Annotated in this window: 17 protein-coding genes; 2 read left to right on the plus strand and 15 right to left on the minus strand. The window is 37.6% G+C overall.

From position 1 onward, the window contains the following. Positions 1-14 precede the first annotated feature (14 nt). Positions 15-1,031 carry an inorganic phosphate transporter gene (locus ACE1MS_RS20795; RefSeq protein ID WP_012295853.1) on the plus strand — a complete coding sequence of 339 codons (1,017 nt, stop codon included), beginning with the start codon at positions 15-17 and terminating at the stop codon, positions 1,029-1,031. A gap of 107 nt (positions 1,032-1,138) precedes the next feature. Beyond that, positions 1,139-3,250, plus strand: a complete 2,112-nt coding sequence (locus ACE1MS_RS20800; RefSeq protein ID WP_036164811.1) for an MMPL family transporter — start codon at positions 1,139-1,141, stop codon at positions 3,248-3,250. Positions 3,251-3,298: 48 nt separating this feature from the next. Here the strand turns inward: ACE1MS_RS20800 and ACE1MS_RS20805 are convergent, their stop codons facing one another. The 15 genes from ACE1MS_RS20805 to ACE1MS_RS20875 all read right to left on the minus strand — a co-directional run bounded on the left by ACE1MS_RS20805 (position 3,299) and on the right by ACE1MS_RS20875 (position 18,563). Then, positions 3,299-3,907, minus strand: coding sequence for an alpha/beta hydrolase (locus ACE1MS_RS20805; RefSeq protein ID WP_447402592.1), 609 nt, complete (start codon positions 3,905-3,907; stop codon positions 3,299-3,301). 18 nt (positions 3,908-3,925) lie between these two features. Next, complete coding sequence (locus tag ACE1MS_RS20810; RefSeq protein ID WP_012295856.1) at positions 3,926-4,117, minus strand: hypothetical protein; 192 nt, start codon at positions 4,115-4,117, stop codon at positions 3,926-3,928. A 23-nt stretch (positions 4,118-4,140) separates the two neighbouring features. Next, complete coding sequence (locus ACE1MS_RS20815; RefSeq protein WP_012295857.1) at positions 4,141-4,602, minus strand: hypothetical protein; 462 nt, start codon at positions 4,600-4,602, stop codon at positions 4,141-4,143. 130 nt (positions 4,603-4,732) lie between these two features. After that, the gene (locus ACE1MS_RS20820) at positions 4,733-5,356 is read right to left on the minus strand and encodes an NUDIX hydrolase (protein WP_012295858.1); all 624 of its coding nucleotides are present in this window, start codon (positions 5,354-5,356) and stop codon (positions 4,733-4,735) included. 11 nt (positions 5,357-5,367) lie between these two features. Beyond that, entirely contained in the window at positions 5,368-6,465 is a 1,098-nt protein-coding gene (locus ACE1MS_RS20825; RefSeq protein WP_012295859.1) for an AI-2E family transporter, read from the minus strand. A gap of 210 nt (positions 6,466-6,675) precedes the next feature. Next, positions 6,676-8,373 carry a M3 family oligoendopeptidase gene (locus tag ACE1MS_RS20830; protein ID WP_036162372.1) on the minus strand — a complete coding sequence of 566 codons (1,698 nt, stop codon included), beginning with the start codon at positions 8,371-8,373 and terminating at the stop codon, positions 6,676-6,678. A 77-nt stretch (positions 8,374-8,450) separates the two neighbouring features. Further along, positions 8,451-9,026, minus strand: coding sequence for a YdcF family protein (locus tag ACE1MS_RS20835; RefSeq protein ID WP_036162374.1), 576 nt, complete (start codon positions 9,024-9,026; stop codon positions 8,451-8,453). 77 nt (positions 9,027-9,103) lie between these two features. After that, a complete protein-coding gene (locus ACE1MS_RS20840; protein ID WP_012295862.1) occupies positions 9,104-10,846 on the minus strand; it encodes a methyl-accepting chemotaxis protein in 1,743 nt (580 codons plus the stop codon). A 207-nt stretch (positions 10,847-11,053) separates the two neighbouring features. After that, entirely contained in the window at positions 11,054-12,802 is a 1,749-nt protein-coding gene (locus ACE1MS_RS20845; RefSeq protein WP_099805363.1) for a methyl-accepting chemotaxis protein, read from the minus strand. A gap of 76 nt (positions 12,803-12,878) precedes the next feature. Then, positions 12,879-14,174: an arsenic transporter gene (locus tag ACE1MS_RS20850; RefSeq protein WP_447402593.1), complete on the minus strand. Its 1,296-nt coding sequence runs from the start codon at positions 14,172-14,174 to the stop codon at positions 12,879-12,881. 71 nt (positions 14,175-14,245) lie between these two features. Then, the gene (locus ACE1MS_RS20855; protein ID WP_031416559.1) at positions 14,246-14,965 is read right to left on the minus strand and encodes a YebC/PmpR family DNA-binding transcriptional regulator; all 720 of its coding nucleotides are present in this window, start codon (positions 14,963-14,965) and stop codon (positions 14,246-14,248) included. Positions 14,966-15,166: 201 nt separating this feature from the next. Then, positions 15,167-15,628 (minus strand): low molecular weight protein-tyrosine-phosphatase, encoded by a 462-nt coding sequence (locus ACE1MS_RS20860; RefSeq protein ID WP_031416560.1) that lies wholly within the window; start codon positions 15,626-15,628, stop codon positions 15,167-15,169. Positions 15,629-15,689: 61 nt separating this feature from the next. Then, positions 15,690-16,292: a lysophospholipid acyltransferase family protein gene (locus ACE1MS_RS20865; protein WP_031416562.1), complete on the minus strand. Its 603-nt coding sequence runs from the start codon at positions 16,290-16,292 to the stop codon at positions 15,690-15,692. Between the two features lie 79 nt (positions 16,293-16,371). Beyond that, a complete protein-coding gene (locus ACE1MS_RS20870; protein WP_207889507.1) occupies positions 16,372-17,205 on the minus strand; it encodes a putative RNA methyltransferase in 834 nt (277 codons plus the stop codon). Between the two features lie 2 nt (positions 17,206-17,207). Further along, positions 17,208-18,563 carry an MATE family efflux transporter gene (locus tag ACE1MS_RS20875; RefSeq protein WP_012295870.1) on the minus strand — a complete coding sequence of 452 codons (1,356 nt, stop codon included), beginning with the start codon at positions 18,561-18,563 and terminating at the stop codon, positions 17,208-17,210. Between the last annotated feature and the right edge of the window lie 128 nt (positions 18,564-18,691).

The following is an 18,691-nucleotide window of genomic DNA, read 5'->3' on the forward strand; positions in this document are numbered from 1 at the left end:
ATGGGCACTTTACAATGAATACAATCATTATACTAACCGTACTGGTCGTCATCTTTGCCCTAACATTTGACTTTATCAATGGCTTTCATGATACAGCAAATGCTATTGCAACTTCGGTTTCCACTCGAGCATTGCCACCTCGTGTAGCGATCATCATGGCCGCAACCATGAATTTTATCGGTGCTATCACTTTTGTAGGGGTTGCTAAAGCTTTAACAAAAGACATTGTAGATCCGTTTTCTTTAAATGCTTTTGAAGGAGATACAACTGGCTCAGTCGTTATTTTGGCCGCACTTATTTCAGCTATCATTTGGAATTTACTTACATGGTATTTCGGTATTCCATCAAGTTCTTCCCACACGTTGATTGGCTCTATCGCAGGTGCTGCTGTCGCATCTGCTGGCTTTAATGTGTTAAATTATGGTGGCTTTACTAAAATCATTATGGCGTTAGTGTTTTCACCAATATTGGCTATTTGTGCTGGTTTTATTATGATGACACTTTTTAAATTATGGTTTAAAAATCTTAATTTATATCGTACCAATAAAGGGTTCCGTACGATGCAAATTTTCACCGCAGCCATTCAATCGTTCACGCATGGTACAAACGATGCACAAAAAGCAATGGGGATTATGACAATGGCATTAATTGCTGGAGGGTTGCATAGCGGTGATGACATACCTTTCTGGGTACGTGCTGCAGCAGCCGCAGCTATGGGTCTAGGTACATCTATTGGTGGTTACAAAATTATTAAAACCGTCGGCGGTAAGATCATGAAAATCCGTCCTGTTAATGGTGTAGCGGCGGATTTAGCGTCAGCAACAGTTATTTTTGGTGCAACGCTAATCCACCTGCCTGTATCTACCACACATGTTATTTCTTCATCTATTATGGGTGTTGGTTCTGCACAGCGTGTACGTGGCGTTAACTGGGGAATGGCCCGTAAGATTGTTACTACTTGGGTTATTACAATGCCTATTTCAGCTGTAATGGCATCCGTTATTTATTTTGTCCTATCATTATTCTTCTAATAACAAAGGCTCCTGTCTAATAAATGGACAGGAGTCTTTACTTTGTCACACGACAAAATGTGACGCATCCTTTAAACTAATTGAAAAAGGGGGATACATAAATAACTATGAAAACTTTTTCAACTTTTATTACCACACATGCAAAAGCAATCGTAGCCCTGTGGATTATTATTTTTCTAGCAATGGCTTATTTTGCTTTACAACTTCCCGATAAACTTCAGGGAGATGGATTTTTTGTTGAAGCGGATCATAACTATGTCACAAAAGAGCTAGCAAAAACATTCGATATTCCAACCAATACAATCTTGGTTGTTTTCGATCCTGCTCAGGATAAGAAAATTGAAGAAACTTTAAATAAGCTGAATGATATCAAAGACATACATTCTATCCAGTCACCATTAGATGACTCTTCTTTGCGTAAAGACGGGATTGCCTATGCGATGGTCCATCTAAGAAATGATGCTGATAACCTATCAGAAATCGTTGAGGATGTCCGTTTATTAATTGAAGAAGACGGCGTTCATATTACAGGTGGCCCAGTTATTTCTGCTGACATTAATACAGCCAGTCAAAAGGATTTGGCATCTGCTGAGGCCATTGGATTACCTATCGCCATTATCGTCCTATTATTGGCTTTTGGTACAGTCATTGCTTCTATTTTGCCAATTATCATCGGGGTTGTTACAGTCGTAACTGCCTTCGGTATTATGACATTACTCAGCGGTAGTGTAAATTTATCCATTTTCGTTTTAAATATTGTTCCAATGCTTGGTCTTGCTTTAAGTATTGATTTTGCACTATTGTTTATTAATCGTTACCGTGAAGAGCGTGCTCAAACATCTATTGCAGAAGCTATTCAGATTGCTATCCAGACAGCAGGACGTTCCATCGTTTTTTCTGCCGTATGTGTCATGATTGGTTTAGGTGCAATGATCGTTATTAATGTTGAAATATTCCATAATATCGCCCTAGGAGGCACAATAGTAGTCCTGTTGGCTGTTCTTTCCGGCTTAACCTTACTCCCTGCTACCATGATGCTTTTAGGCGATCGACTCAATAAATGGCGTCTACTACGCGTTAAACCAGGTGGAGCAAATCGCTGGCGTAGCTTTGCAGGTTTTGTCATGAAACATCCTGTAGCTATCGTCATTGCTGCATTATTATTACTTGGTATTGGCATGCTCCCATTAAAGGATATCCAATTAAAAATTCCTCAGGTAGATTCCCTACCAGCAAAATATGATGCACGTGTAGCGTACGATAAATTAGATGACACCTTTGGACTCGGTGAAACATCTACTTTATATTTATTGGCTGAGCGGAAAGAAGGCTGGGAGGATGCTGAGGCTAGAGAACTGATTTACACTATGCAAGAAAAACTATTAAAGGATCCACTCGTTACGAATGTTTCAACTATATACACAGCCGCAAACATTCCAACACCTAAGGAACTCTCTGCTTCTTTAGCAATCCCACAGGTGGCAGAACAATTAAAACCGGTTATTCAAACTTTTTCAAAAGATACAAAGCTATTCATCCCCATAACCATTGATGCAGCAGGCTCTTCCACTATTGCTCAAAAATTTGCAAGAACTTGGATGGATAAAGATTTAGGTGTTAACTTTGCACTCGGAGGACCAGCAAAATTTAACCAAGAGATATTTGATGAAATCGCTAATAAAATTGTTTTAGCGATAGCCATTATCATCGTGTCTACATTCTTTATTTTAATGCTGGCATTCCGTTCAGTTTTAATTCCGTTAAAAGCCATTATTATGAACATTATTGGACTTTCCTCTGCCTTCGGAATACTCGTCTATATTTTCCAATATGGACATTTTGGAATTGAAGCAGGATCCATTGTCTTGATTATCCCAGTTATTGTTTTCTGTCTTGTTTTTGGTTTGAGTATGGATTACGAAGTATTTTTAATTTCTCGTATCCAAGAGGAATATTTAAAAGGTGCCAACAATACTCACGCTACAATAGAAGGACTGACATCCACAAGTAGGATTATTACATCAGCAGCGCTCATTATGATTGTTATTACAGGAGCTTTTGCCTTCACAGATGTTATGCCTGTAAAACAAATTGGTGTAGGTATAGCCATTGCTGTTGCTATTGATGCCACTATCATTCGTCTTATGCTTGTACCAAGTCTCATGAAACTATTTGGTGATTGGAATTGGTGGCTTCCTTTCTCAAAGAAAGAAAAATAAATAATAAAAAAAAATCCGCCTCCTTGTTTAAGGAAGCGGATTTTTCCACTATGCATAAATACTGTTATACCACTCTTTCGCTGCGTGTACTTCAGGAATCGTTAGCTGATGTCCAAAATCAAACCACTTCGTCGTCACCGTCGCACCGGCCGAACTTAAAAGGACCTCTAACTCCTCTGATTCTTGTGCTGTACACATCGGATCATTCGTACCTGCCCCTATAAAAACAGGGGTTGCAGAAAGCTTCGGTAGCTCAATCTCACGTCTTGGCACCATTGGATGGTGTAATATTGCCCCTGCTAAAACATCCTCGTAGTGGAATAATAGGCTAGCCGCAATATTAGCACCATTTGAATAACCGATAGCTACAATTCGTTGACGATCAAAGCCATATTGCTGTGATGCCTCGTGCAAAAAATCGTTCAGTTCCTTTGTACGAATGATTAAATCCTCTATATCAAAGACACCTTCCGCTAATCGGCGGAAAAACCTTGGCATTCCATGCTCTAGTACATTGCCTCGTACACTTAATATATTGGCTGTATCATCAATTTCCTTGGCAAGTCCAATTAAGCTTTCTTCATTACCGCCCGTGCCGTGTAACAACAATAGAGTGGGTTTAGTTTCATCTGTACCTTTATAAAAAATATGCTTCATTAACAGTCCACCTCTCAATTATCTTGAATTCGAGATAATTGTAGCCTGTGGCAAAATTAAATTCAAGCTCTTCGACTTATTAATTTCGCGATTTTCACGATTTGGTTGTTCCTCATGGTTTTTATAAAAATTAGTTATAGTAAAAACTGATAGTAAACACGCCACAATCACAACAACAATAACAATTCCCACTAGTTTTTTCCCGTTCATTTTATGATAATCCCCCGTATTTATTATTTCTTTTTACGAAAGCCTTCTTCTAGCAAATATTCTTTTGCTGTATCATACGTACCAAACGCCTCTTCAAGATTTTCCCCATGGTAGACATTCCAAGAACGTTGTTCAAATACTAGCTGTAATTGATCACCCTCTCGACTATGCCAAATCTCGATAATCGGTTCTTCCGTCTCTATCTCTTCAGATAGATATTGAATAGCATCCGCAATAATCTCACGAAGTTGTTGCTCATCATAATCACGGATATTTACTAATCCTTTGTTAGCCTCTTGCTCATAGCGCAATAAATCTCCAACAAAGATAAAGCCATTGCCATTCGGATGGAGCTTTTCAACTACAATTGTCTTTTCATAAAGACTGTCCATAAAGTGATAATTTAAGCGTTTTAATGATATTTCCTTTTTCGTTAGTTCAGAAAATGATTCAATAATTGCTTGTTTTTGTTCAAATGTTAGCATATAAAAAATGCTCCTTTTCTTTACAATCTATCTAACAGTATAACTTATTTTTTCCTGTTATATTGTGTACATTCTCATCATTTTTACAAAGAAAATAGGATAAGCTATGTTCTAGCTTATCCTACCCAAATTAGGATGTTTGATTAAATATTTTTTCACGTGCAAATTTGATAACATGTGCGACATATAGTTCTCGATAAGGAACAAATTGTGCCGTTCCAACTGGTCTGACGATTTTGACACGTTGACCATCAGGGAAATATTCGTATCCTTCAATATTAAGTGTCGTCGTTTTACCCAAGAAGAAAGCTTCGGCCTCATTTAGTCTTGCTCTCACTACACCTGATACTTCCTCATATTGTAAAGTAAAGGAATTCCAATCGTGCTCGAAAGGATATATGTAGACATGGCAAAATTCATTATCAATCATATTTTCAGAAACAATACTGCAAGAGGTCATACCCATTTTGACAACATCTTCAACATCTATTTGGAGCCCTAATTCTTCTTTTACTTCCCGTATACCTGACTCCACTGTTTCAACAGCTAAAAGATGGCCTGCTGCTGTAATATCGAGTAAACCTGGATAATCCTTTTTCTGAGAGCTTCGTACTTGAAAATAAATATAGTCCTCGTTAACTAGCCAGCAATGAAATGTCTCATGCCAAAGACCTTTTTCATGCACCTCCGACCTTGTAGCTGTCCCAATTTCCTCATGCCGTTCATTAAATACCTTTACAATTTCTTGTTCCATTGTTTCGACTCCTATACTGATTTCGTTGCTTTTTTCTTAATCGCATTACGTTGATCATAAATATTGGATACGATAACTTTCAATACTGCATAAAATGGTACAGCAATAATAATTCCTATAAAGCCTGCTATATTACCTGCTGCTAGAATAATTGTAATAACAGTTAGTGGATGGATATCGAGCGATTTCCCCATAACATTAGGTGTAATAAAATTACTATCAATTTGCTGCGCAACAAGCGTCACGACGGATACCCAAACAACTAAAATAGGATCCTGAATAACCGCTACGATTAGGGCTGGCGTAAATGCAATCCAAGGCCCAATAAATGGAATCATATTCATAAAGAACGCAAAGATTACTAATAGTAATGAATACTCTAATCCAATAATTAAATAACCAACATACATAATAAGTGCTAATAAAAAGCTAATTTGCAGTTGACCCTGAATATAACTACGTAATACATCATCAATTTCACTTAATGTTTTCTTTACCCATTGCTGACGTTCGCCACTGAAATATTTATAAATAGATGGTGCAAATTTCTCATGGTCCTTCAACATAAAAATAAAGAAGAATGGTATTAAAACAGCTAATAATGATACTGATACAATGGATTGTAAAAAGGATATAAACCCTTTACTCGCCACCATCGCAACATCTTGCACTGAATTCGCCATTTTTTCGATTACATCATTTACCTGCTGTGGGAAGTTATCTTTATTGAGCAGTACATAGTCGGTTAATTGCTGAATACTCGTACTAATACTAGAACTAATCATCGGGGCATTCTTCACTAATTTATTGACCTGTTCAGCAATCGGGTTGCCAATAATCCAGCCAAAAATCCCTGCAATTCCTATTAGGCCAAACACAATTGTCAATATACTTGCCCATCTAGGAAATTTACGTTTTTCTAAAAATCTCTGAATCGGTTCAGTCACATAATAAAAGACCCCTCCCAGTAATAAAGGGATAAAAATGGCTTTTAATATGATGACTAGTGGTGAAAAAATCCAATGAATCTCTATAAAATATTTAATGATTAATAGTGTAAGCAGTATCCCTACACCTACCTGAAACCAAACCTTTCTCGTCACTTTCATTCACTTCCTTTTATCGCCGTTACTCAAGATACTACTGATATATTAACCATTTCGCAAGTATCCTAGTATGTTTTGACTCAATCAATTTTCTCTGAGCGAATTTATCATCAGATTTTTTGCGTTTACTTAAAAAGCCGCCTTCAGACAAACTAAAAAATTCGCTCACTTCCACTATACTAATCGTGGAAGTGTAGCGAATTTCAGTATCTGTTATAACGACGAATCATCTACAGAATTGAGGTATGCCTCAATCTCCCCAATAACTGATTCAACACAGCCATCTTCAAATGGTGAAATTAAGCCTGCCTCTTTCACAAGCTTTGTAAATGACATGGAGCCACCTAAACCACATAGATGAATATAGTCTTTCCAAGCCGCTTCAAACTCTTCACGTGAACGCTTCCAGAACTGGAAGGCACAAATTTGTGCTAGCGTGTAATCAATATAGTAGAACGGACTAGCATAAATATGACCCTGACGTTGCCAAATGCCCCCTGCTTCGAGGTAGCTATTGTGATCATAGTCACGATGTGGCAGATATGTTTCCTCAATTTTCTTCCATGCTGCCTTACGCTCTGCTGGTGTCATTGTAGGATTTTCATAAATAACATGTTGGAATTCATCAACTGCAACACCATATGGTAAGAATAAAAGACCACTACTTAAATGTGTAAATTTATATTTTTCTGTATCTTCTTTAAAGAATAGCTCCATCCATGGCCATGTGAAAAACTCCATACTCATCGAGTGGATTTCACAAGATTCGTAAGTTGGCCATAAGTATTCAGGAATGCCGATGTTACGGCTTGAATACACTTGGAAGGCATGTCCAGCCTCATGTGTTAACACATCGATATCTCCTGAAGTACCGTTAAAGTTCGAGAAAATGTACGGTGAATGATAGTTTTCGATAAATGTACAATACCCGCCACTTTCTTTCCCTTTCTTCGCCACTAGGTCCATAAGGTCATGATCGATCATGAAATTGAAAAACTCTCCCGTTTCAGGTGATAGCTCCTCATACATCTTTTTACCATTCGCCACAATCCATTCTGGATCACCCTTTGGCGTTGCATTACCTGATAAAAAGTTCAGCGCTTCATCATAGAATTTTAAATCGTCAATCCCAATACGCTTCGCCTGACGCTCATAAAGCTTTGTCGCAACAGGAACAATTAAATCGCGAACTTGATCACGGAATTTCTTTACCATTTCTGCGTTGTAATCAATACGATTCATTCGAATATAACCAAGCTCAACATAGTTTTTATAGCCAAGTTTTACAGCAATTTCATGACGTACTTTTACAAGTTCATCATATAAGCGATCAAATTCACCTTCATGCTCGGCAAAGAAACCAAATCGTGCATTTGTTGCTTCTTTACGCGTAGCTCTATCAGTAGATTCCGCAAATGGTCCAAGCTGAGCAAGTGTTAAAGTCTCACCATTAAATTCAATTTGTGCAGATGCTACAAGCTTATTATACTCAGAAGCTAGCTTATTTTCCTTTTGCATCAAATCAATGACTTCTGGTGAGAACCCTTTAATTTGATAGTTAGCTAGATCGAATAATTGTTGACCCCATTTGTCTTCTAGTTGCTCACGGAAAGGTGAGGCAATCAATGCTTTATAATATTCTGTTGTTACTTCTTCTAGCTCAGGACTAACTTCATCAAAATAGTCGCGCTCTGCTTGATAAAATTCATCGTTTGTATCGATAGATGCCCTAATATACACTAGGTTAGCCATTGTAGCAAAGTCATTACTGATACCATTTAATTTTTCAATGATGCTACTTTGTTCGTCCATCGATTGCGCCTTCTGAAATTGGTCGACGAGTGCTAATTGTTGCTCTTTCATCCCTGCAACATTTGGACGGTTGTACTCATAGTCTTTAAATGTTTTCATTGAAGTCCCCTCTTTCTGTCATATACCCCGTGATATTTCTATTATATGTCAAATCTTAGCTATTAAGAAACAATTTTTTAATAACCTATAATATATGTTTTTAGCAATGCCGCTCGCTCTCTTATTTTTAGTTTAGCTTCTACTGACTTTGGTGTCTTAGCTGACACTACATCTACCTCAAAATCTAAAGATTCAGCTAGATATTTCGCACGTTTTAAATGGAAGTCATTAGAAACAATCGTAATCTTCTTTGTTTCCTTTGGTAAAAGTTCTTTAGAGAATACTAAATTTTCATAAGTGGAAGTAGATTGATCCTCCATGATGATTCTCGAAGCATCAATGCCATTTTGCTCGAGATAATCCCTCATAACAGATGCCTCCGTTCGATCTTCATCTGGTCCTTGTCCCCCTGACACAACGACCTTCACTTGCGGATACTTTGTTAAATATTGAACAGCTACCTCTAGTCTACTTTTTAATGAAAGTGATGGTATACCTCCTGGTTTTACTTTTGCTCCCAGTATAATCATATAATTCGCAGAGCCATCTGCATTTGCTTCCACTCCACGTTCGATTTCTTTCCCCAACCAAATATAGAGGACAATGGCTATCACGATTAGAACAACACTCACTCTAATTATCCATTTCTTCACAAATAAACCCTCCCTTACCTTTTATTAACGTGAATACAGAAAAAAGGATGCTCGCATATCAAGCACCCTCCATAATTTTATCTTAAAATAAAGCGTTTAATAGATTCCTGCAGCCCAGTAATCTCATCTGTTAAATCATTGGAAGATTCACTAACAAGCTGAATCGCGCGTTGCTGCTCATCTACCGACGCTGTCACCTCTTCAGAAGCAGCCGCATTTTTTTCACTGATCATAGCAATACTCTCAATGGATTTCATCATATCATTCTTAGCACTGTTTACATATTCTACGCCATCAGTCATGTCTCCAATAATTGAAATGATTTTTTCGACAGCCAATTTGATTTCTTTGAAGGATGATTCTGTTACCATGACAGAATCATTTTGTTGACCTACAATGACGTGAGTTTTTTGCATTTCATCATTGACTAAGTTTGTTTCACTTTCAATCCCCTTCAGGGTAGTACGAACTAGCTCTGTTGCTACGGATGTTTGATCAGCTAGCTTTCGTACTTCCTCGGCAACCACAGCAAATCCTTTGCCATGTTCACCTGCTCGAGCGGCCTCAATAGATGCATTTAAAGCCAGTAGATTGGTTTGTTCAGAAATCTCCGTAATGGTCCCTACAATCCCTTCAATTTCTCGTACCTTCACTATTAAACTCCCAAAAACAGATCGAATATTCTGAATAAGCATTGAAGATTCCTGTGATTTATCTTTTAAGCTAGCAATATTAACGATACCCTCTTCATTTGACTTTTGCATATGTTGTGATGCATCTAATATTAATTCATTTTTATCATGTAATCCTTCAATTTGCTGAGCAAACTCAGTAGCTGTTCGATTTGTATCTTCCGCCTCTGATGCTTGTTTTACGGCGCCAATCGAAACTTCATTAATAGCTTTAACGATTTCATCGCCATAAGCATTTGTTTCTTCAGCAACTGCTGTTAAATTCGCAGATGTCGATTGAATTTCTACTATTGCTTCTTCTACATCTGAAATTAGTGTTTTTAGTTGATCAACCATTTCATTGAAGCCCTCATTTAACTGACCAATTTCATCCGAACGCTGTAAATGTTCAATATCTACAGTTAAATTCCCTTTGGCTACTTCGCGAACGCGCTGCGATAATTTTTTGACTGGTAATGCCAAATGCCTAGATACTAAGATGACAACAATGACACCTATGATAACGGCACCCGCTAACGTCAATCCAATGACTAATAGTAACGAGTTTGCCTCGGCATTAAAATCCTGCATATATGTACCTGATGCAATAATCCATCCCCAATGTGGATCTTTTGCTGAATAAATTATTTTATCCGCCAATACATTCTGACCTGGTAGCTCAAATTCGTATTCCGTAAAACCACCACCATCCAATGCTCTATCAGTTACTTCTCGAATAAAGTAATTTCCACTACTATCTTGATCGTTCCACAGATTATCACCTTCCCGAGTAGGGTGTGTTGTTAGTGTTCCCTTATTATCTAATACATAGATATAACCATATTCCCCCAAGTCACCTGGATAATTGATGGGCCGCTTCCCTTCACTATCCTTCGGGCCCAAGAAAGCCTCGCGTACCCGTTCCTGTGCTACATCTAAAGGTATATCTCCCTTTTCAACACTTTCATTGGCGAGTTCGATTATTTGCAAAGCAGATTGAACACTATTATAAATGACCTGCTCCCCAATATCCTCCATACCATTCTTCGCCTTACTATAACTAACAACGCCAATTATTAAACTTGGAATAATTAGTAGTGCCAATGAAATAGCGACTAGTTTCCCCTGTATTGAACGTAAAAACTTCATACTTTAGACCCCCAAATTCTTCTCCTCCAAAGAGTATATTAACTTATATTATGTTATGATTTGGAAGTTTCCGCAATGGATAAAACGCAAATTAGTTCTTCTTATTTGGTTTATTTCGTCTTTATATTTTTTTATTCTTCTATTAAATACCATAAAAAAACTATTTATCTACAAGACTTTTCCTCATAGAAAAATAGTTTATAATAATCATAATTTGAACGTATTAATTGTTTTAGTAACCTCTTTAAATGTTTGATCTAACATTGCTACAACCTCATTTAGTTCGGAAACCATTGTTACTTGTAAGTCGGAAGCCATTGCTACTTCTTTTGTTCCTTGCACACTATGCTGAGCGATATCATTCATCTGCTCTGTAGTAGCTAATATTTCTTCAGAGCCTGCCGACATTTCTTCAATAACAGCAGAATCATCTTGAATTTTATTGTTTACCTCAACAACTGATTTTAATATTTTTTCTAGGCTTTCACCGATACGTTGTACAGCCCTATTACCTGCTTGTACATCTATGGAACTTCCAGACATTTCATGTAATGCTCGTTCTGTAATGGTCTTAAAGCTGTTTAAATGTGTATGTATTTCATCCGCAGATGCTTTAGACAGTTCAGCTAGCTTACGCACTTCATCTGCAACAACTGCAAACCCCTTACCCGCTTCTCCAGCTCTTGCCGCTTCTATCGCCGCATTTAATGCCAATAAGTTGGTCTGGTCTGCAATGCTCGTAATAATCGTTACCATCTCTTCAATTGAACCGAATCTATCCCCCATTTCCTCAACATGTTTAGCCGTTCGTAAAACAGAGGATTCCACATTTTGAATTTGAGATACGACCTCTTGAGAATGATTCACGCTTGTTTCCACTAGACCTGTCATTGTTGAAGATGACTCAGCAATCTCAGAAGTTGTATCGGCCAGTCGTTGTATACCAATCGACATTTCATTCATCGTTAATACAACTTCTTGATTATTTTGCTGTTGTTGCTCACTGCCAGCAGCGATTTCAACAATACGATCAGCAATTTGAGCATTTGATGTTTCAACATGTTGTGTAGTTTCATCAATCTTTTTCACCACATTTTGTAAGGTGAATGTTTGTTGCTGAATGGTTTGGAATGTTTCTTTTAATTTTTGCAAGGCCTCCTGAAAGGCTTGGGCAAAAATAGAGATTTCATTTTTCCCTTTGAGTTGGATTTTTTCAACCTCCATTGTTGCCTTCGCTATATCTCCTTGTGCAAAACTTGTCACTGCGTCTCCTAATTTCGCTAATGGCTTAAGCGCTCGATTTATGTAACGGTACATTATAAGCATGACAATTCCGGTTAAAATTAAAATTACTATAATTAATGCTGGCAAAATGGCTGTCAGTACAGCATTTGCTACACCACTTACCTCGTTAGCCTCTATATCTACCCCTATAAACGCCACAATGTTTCCTGATGCATCCTTTAATGGTACTGTACCAGACAAATAATCCCCAAAACCGCTATGTAAAATATCAGAATAATAACTCCCTGCATCCATTACTTTTTCAATATCTTTATATAATGTAGAAGCAGACTCCTCTCCTATAACCCCCGCATTTTCTTCGTCGTCCGCTGGCATACCATCGACTAAAAATCGAACTTTTTTATCTTCCTGTGGAACAGCGAAAGTATAGGCATACAGGACCCCATTTACTTCACGTAATTCATTTAGTTCTTCTCTTAGCTGCCAATATAATTTGGATTCCCTTGGGTCCTTAGATAATTGTTCGTACTCCTCTGGGTTTAAATGTTTCGCAATGTTTTCTGCTACTGCGACAGCCTGTGCCCCCATTGTTTTATTGACAGATGATTTCGCTGTATAGATTGTTGTGACAATAAAAAATGCTAACAAAGCTACTAACATCACAAATGACATTAACACAATTCTATTACTTAATTTACCTGTTGCTCGCATAGTTACCTCCTTTAACATACTACTAAGTTAATCTATTTACTATTGTACTATTATTTTCACTATTTCGACAATAAAACTATGCTAATAACGATAACCAAATGACTAAAGCAATTAAAGCAGCGAATAATGTTGGAATGGTAAGAATCATGCCGAATTTAAAATACTGCCCCCAGCTAATTTTAATCCCTTTTTGAGCTAAAATATGAAGCCATATTAATGTCGCAAGTGAGCCGATTGGCGTCATCTTTGGGCCTAAATTAGTGCCAATTATATTGGCATAAATGAGTCCCTCCTTCATCATGCCTGTTGCGCTAGTTTCAGAAATCGCTAGTGCATTAATCATGACAGTTGGAAGATTGTTCATGACTGCTGATAAAACGGCTGCTACAAAACCCATAGTAATGGTCGCTAGTACAAATCCTTGCTGTACAGCATGTTCTAGTAAACTAGCTAGCATACCTGTCATCCCCACATTTTTCAGGCCATAGACTACCACATACATGCCAATGGAAAAGAACACTATATTCCACGGCGCCCCTTTGATAACTCTCTTTGTATCTACAAAAGCACTACGGTTTGCCAACCATAAAAAAACAGCTGCTACACTACATAAAATAAATGACACTGGAACGTGGAACATTTCGCCGATTACAAATCCCACTAGTAAAATTACTATTACATACCAAGATATCGAAAATAATTTCGTGTCTCTAATCGCCTGTTTTGGTTGTTCAACTGCCTCAAGAGAATAGAACTGTGGTATAGAACGACGAAAAACTAAATAAAGTACAGCTATACTTGCTATTAAAGAAATGAAATTAGGTACCACCATATGAATTGCATAATCCTTAAAGCCTATCTCAAAAAAATCTGCTGATACAATATTTGTTAAATTACTAATAACAAAAGGTAAGGATGTTGTATCTGCTATAAAGCCACTAGCAATAATAAATGGAAAAATCATTTTTTCCGTCAAATTCAGTTTTCTAACCATCGCTAAAACAATGGGTGTTAATATTAATGCCGCCCCATCGTTCGCGAATAGCGCTGATACTATTGCACCTAAGCAGGCAATATAAACAAATAAACGTAAACCACTCCCTTTAGCAAGTTGTGCCATATGAAGTGCAGCCCATTCAAAAAAGCCAATTTCATCTAAAATAAGTGAAATTAAAATAATACCAATGAATGATAATGTTGCATTCCAAACAATTCCTGTTACTTCCAGAACATCCTGCCATGTAACTACCCCAATTATCAGTGCAATGGTAGCTCCTATACAGGCTGACCAACCAATTGATATTTTACGTGGCTGTACAATAACAAAAAATAAAGTCACTAAAAACAAAATAATCGCTAATGCAGTCTGCATGGTTTTACCCCCTAAATAAAAACCAGTAGCTTTATGTGCTACTGGTTTACTCGATAAATAAATATATTGGATTATTCGCCTAAATCAGCATTATGGAAGACATTTTGTACATCTTCTAAATCTTCTAATGCATCGATTAATTTTTCAAATTTTGCAACATCATCGCCAGTTAATGTTACTTCCGTTTGTGGTAGCATAGAAAGCTCAGCTACAGTGAATTCTTGTATGCCAGCAGCCTTTAATGCTTCTTGTGTGGCAAAAAATTGGTCCGGTTCTGCATAAATAATAACCGCTTCCTCTTCTTCCAGAATATCACGAGCATCTACATCTGCTTCCATTAAAATTTCTAGTACTTCATCAGCTGTTTTACCTTCTATACCGATAACTGCAGTAGAATCGAACATATAAGCGACAGATCCACTAACACCCATATTCCCGTTATTCTTACCAAATGCTGCGCGTACATCAGATGCTGTACGATTTACATTGTTTGTTAAAGCATCTACGATAATCATTGTGCCGGCTGGACCAAAACCTTCATAACGTAATTCATCAAAATTTTCGTCACCGCCACCTTTTGCTTTATCGATGGCTTTTTCTATAATATGTTTAGGAACACTATATGTTTTTGCACGTTCAAGCACCACTTTAAGTGCACGGTTTGACTCTGGATCTGGTTCGCCTGATTTAGCTGCCACATAAATTTCTCGCCCGAATTTAGCATTGATACGGCTAGTGCTTTGATCTTTAGACGCTTTCTTTTCTTTAATGTTATTCCACTTACGACCCATTGTTTCCACTCTCTTTCAAAGGATAGATTTATAAAAATGATAGATATGCAGTTGCACATCTTAAAATGGTAATTAAATACTTATCGTATCTTTACTCTGCAAATAATAACATAATGATGCTTACAAAGCTAGATATACCAATGTTTATGCTTATTTTTTCTGTAGCAATTGCTGTAAAAATTTACGCTATTTAGCATCCTTCTATAACAATTCCTCTTTAATTTTTTCTAGCAATGCCGTACAGCCTTCTAGCACTAAATCATAGGTTTCTTGAAAATCCCCTGTGTAATAAGGATCAGGAACATCTTTTCGGTGTTCTGTTAAATCTAAAAAACGAAAAACCTTTGGTGAAGAAGGATTTCCTAATATCTTCCGGATATTATGAATATTACTTTCATCCATACCAATAATGTATGTGAATTTTTCTAAATCAGACTTTTGTAGCTGTCTACCTAGCATTCCCGTTGTAGAAATACCGTATTCTCTAAGCTTATCCTGTGTGCCTTGGTGAGGAGGTTCATCAATATGCCATGAGCTTGTAGCCGCAGAGTCCACAACGATTATATCGTCTAAACATTCTTTCCTCACTAGCTCTCGCATAACTGCCTCCGCCATTGGCGAACGACAAATATTGCCTAAGCAAACAAAAAGTACTTGTATCATTACGATTATCCTCCTACAACAAAGCACCCAAAATCAATGTGATTCTGAGTGCCATTTCATTTTATTTTACTGCAATACGATTTTGTAATTCTTCTGTTAAAGCAACCAGTTCACGTTCCAGGTGTTGAGTGAATTGCTCGCGCCCTTCTTTTCCTTTACCTGTTACATAAAACGGCTCGCCATAAATTAAATAGCCTTTATTACGCTTCATGACATCTCCTATATTACGTGCACCAACGTAAGCAGCTGGAACAATTTGCGCCTTTGCCAGTTGAGCGATTGTAATGGCTCCTTGCTTTAAGTCCGTTCCCTCCGCATTTCGTGTTCCAGATGGGAATATCCCAACTACTTTTCCCTCCTTCAATAACTGTGAAGGAATTTTAATAACACTTGGACCAGGATTATCACGGTCCACTGGGAAGGCATTTAAATGTTCAATAAGCCAACCAAGACCCTTCATTTCAAATAATTGCTTCTTTGCCATAAAGTGAATTTCCTGAGGGTACATGGCAACGCCGAGGTTTAAAATATCTACATAGCCTGTATGCGTACAAGCTATAATATATCCACCTTCTTTTGGCAAGTTTTCTTCTCCATATACACGAGCTTTCGAACCCATTAGTTTTAATATTACTTTAACAATATTTGCTACTAATTTATACACTGTTACATTCCTACCTTATTCAATAGTTATTCCCATTGTAATCGAAAAGATCCGTATACTGCAATTGTAGGTGACCATCTTACACCTTTCCAACCAATAGATCTACATCAATCGTAATTTCATTTAAAACAATATCTGTCTCATTTTTTTTATGCCAGCCCATCGGTGTCATCTCCAGTAGTGCAGGTACAAGCTCCTTAGCGAGTGGCAACGTATAGGTAACACGTTCTACATTCACTTCTCCAAAACTATCTTGGAAACGAGCAACAATTTGTTCATTAGAATATGTTTCCTTGCTCGAATCTGCATATAATTGAGCACGCAGCTCCTGTAAATAGCCGCTTTGTGGCACCACCTTTACAATACAGCCATTAGGCGCAAGAAGCCTTTTAAATTCTTGATAATTTGCTGGCGATAAAATATTTAAAATAGCGTCGAAGCTGCCTTGCGAAAAAGGACTCTTCGCTAAATCGCCAACAGACCAAATTTGCTGTGGATAATGACGTGCCGCAGCCAAAATTCCCTCTTTAGCTATATCAATACCAATGCCTACTCCATTCTTTTTCTCATTCATAATTCGGGCTAAATGCGATCCCTCTCCACAACCTGTATCGAGCACTGTATTCGCAGAATTAATAAGCTCCCCAATCTTTGCTTCTACAATATCATAAACCCCGCTATCAATAACAGCCTTACGAGATTCAAAAAGATCCTTACTATATTTAGAAGTAGAGCCCTGTGTCAGCATGTTGATATAGCCCTGCTTGGCAATATCAAACGAGTGATTGGCAGAACAAACGAGTCTCCCCTGCTCATAGACGTGCATGGATTGCTGACATAAAGGGCATGCAAAAAGTGTGATATGTTGATCTATCAATGCTGCTCCTATTGCACGTTTAGATAGTGCTCCCATTGCTACTCCTCCTTCTGTTCATTCGGTGAAATGAGGGCGAAACGCTCCCATTTTCGGCTTTTCCATCTAAAGTATACAATAATTGCCCTTACCCATTCATCTGCAGAGATAGCTAACCAAATACCTACCAAACCCCAATCGAGGACGAATACAAAAAAGTAACCTAATGGGAGGCTCATGCAAACCATCGACAAAAAACCGATTTTAACAGGGAACCTTGCGTCTCCTGAGGCACGTAAGGAGTTAATGACGACTATATTCATCGTTCGACCAGTCTCTAGCACTATACTTAACGCCAAAACAGATGCTCCGATAGCTATGACCTCAGGGTTATCTGTAAAAATATGCATAAGCTGCTTGCGGAAAATGGTCACTACACCAACCATAATAATGGTAAAAATAAATGCTGCTCGGACACTTTTCCATAGTTGATGATAAGCCTCGTCCTTTTCTCCAGCACCTACATGCCTGCCGATAATGATGGCCGTTCCTGTCCCAATGGCAATAGCGAATAAATAGGTGAACATAGATATGTTCATAGCATATTGTCTCGCCGCCAAAGTTTCTGCCCCTAAATATGTGGCATAATATAAAAATATGATCTGGCAAAACTGATAAAGAACCTGCTCAAAGGCAGACGGTAAACCAATGTTTAAAATTTTTCTTACATATTCCTTAGAATATTCGAAGTAGTAATGTAGCTTTACTCGTACTTCCATCACTTGATAAAGCAACCAGAAAAATACGAGCATCGCTAATCCTCTACTAATCACTGAGGATATGGCTGCACCTTTTACACCAAGCTCTGGTAATCCGAAATTTCCAAAGATTAAGCCGTAATTAAGTACAACATGCAGTACATTCATGCCAAGTGATACATACATCGTCTGCTTCGTCCAACCATGAACACGAATAATTGCTGCAAGGGCATTAATGATTGCTTGAAGGAAAATAAAACTCCCAATAATAACTAAATAACTTTGAGCATAATGGAGTACTTCACCTTGCAAGTTCATCATCGACATTAAATGACTAGCAAAGAAGAAAAATAGAACACTCATTATAAGTCCAACTGCCAAATTCATTGTGACTGCTAGAGCGGATATTTTCGCTGCCTCAAAAAAACGTTTTGAACCTAAATATTGTGATACAACGATGGACGCACCATTGCCGACTACCTCAAGAATTAAAATAGCGATATGAATATATTGATTTGCTGCACCAACCCCTGATACAGCATTATCTGATAGAGCACTAAGCATAAAAGTATCGGCTAGTCCCATTAACATAAATAAAAATACTTCTAAAAAGATAGGCCATGTTAAATGGAATAGACTTAACTTATTCGTTCCTTTCATTGTGTCTGCCAATACCTTCACTTCTCCTACACTTTTCTTAAAAATCTATTGTATCTTATCATAAAATTTCAGACTGTAAAGAGATTTATAGGAAGACAGCGCTTCCACATAAAAAATCCCTCTCACTA

The organism is Lysinibacillus sp. fkY74-1, assembly GCF_053165895.1.

Excerpts from the sequence above, each read along its gene's own strand:
- ACE1MS_RS20795 (WP_012295853.1), top strand. The coding sequence starts at position 15 with ATGAATACAATCATTATACTAACCGTACTGGTCGTCATCTTTGCCCTA.
- ACE1MS_RS20800 (WP_036164811.1), top strand. The coding sequence starts at position 1,139 with ATGAAAACTTTTTCAACTTTTATTACCACACATGCAAAAGCAATCGTA.
- ACE1MS_RS20805 (WP_447402592.1), bottom strand. The coding sequence starts at position 3,907 with ATGAAGCATATTTTTTATAAAGGTACAGATGAAACTAAACCCACTCTA.
- ACE1MS_RS20810 (WP_012295856.1), bottom strand. The coding sequence starts at position 4,117 with ATGAACGGGAAAAAACTAGTGGGAATTGTTATTGTTGTTGTGATTGTG.
- ACE1MS_RS20815 (WP_012295857.1), bottom strand. The coding sequence starts at position 4,602 with ATGCTAACATTTGAACAAAAACAAGCAATTATTGAATCATTTTCTGAA.
- ACE1MS_RS20820 (WP_012295858.1), bottom strand. The coding sequence starts at position 5,356 with ATGGAACAAGAAATTGTAAAGGTATTTAATGAACGGCATGAGGAAATT.
- ACE1MS_RS20825 (WP_012295859.1), bottom strand. The coding sequence starts at position 6,465 with ATGAAAGTGACGAGAAAGGTTTGGTTTCAGGTAGGTGTAGGGATACTG.
- ACE1MS_RS20830 (WP_036162372.1), bottom strand. The coding sequence starts at position 8,373 with ATGAAAACATTTAAAGACTATGAGTACAACCGTCCAAATGTTGCAGGG.
- ACE1MS_RS20840 (WP_012295862.1), bottom strand. The coding sequence starts at position 10,846 with ATGAAGTTTTTACGTTCAATACAGGGGAAACTAGTCGCTATTTCATTG.
- ACE1MS_RS20845 (WP_099805363.1), bottom strand. The coding sequence starts at position 12,802 with ATGCGAGCAACAGGTAAATTAAGTAATAGAATTGTGTTAATGTCATTT.
- ACE1MS_RS20850 (WP_447402593.1), bottom strand. The coding sequence starts at position 14,174 with ATGCAGACTGCATTAGCGATTATTTTGTTTTTAGTGACTTTATTTTTT.
- ACE1MS_RS20855 (WP_031416559.1), bottom strand. The coding sequence starts at position 14,965 with ATGGGTCGTAAGTGGAATAACATTAAAGAAAAGAAAGCGTCTAAAGAT.
- ACE1MS_RS20860 (WP_031416560.1), bottom strand. The coding sequence starts at position 15,628 with ATGATACAAGTACTTTTTGTTTGCTTAGGCAATATTTGTCGTTCGCCA.
- ACE1MS_RS20870 (WP_207889507.1), bottom strand. The coding sequence starts at position 17,205 with ATGGGAGCACTATCTAAACGTGCAATAGGAGCAGCATTGATAGATCAA.
- ACE1MS_RS20875 (WP_012295870.1), bottom strand. The coding sequence starts at position 18,563 with ATGAAAGGAACGAATAAGTTAAGTCTATTCCATTTAACATGGCCTATC.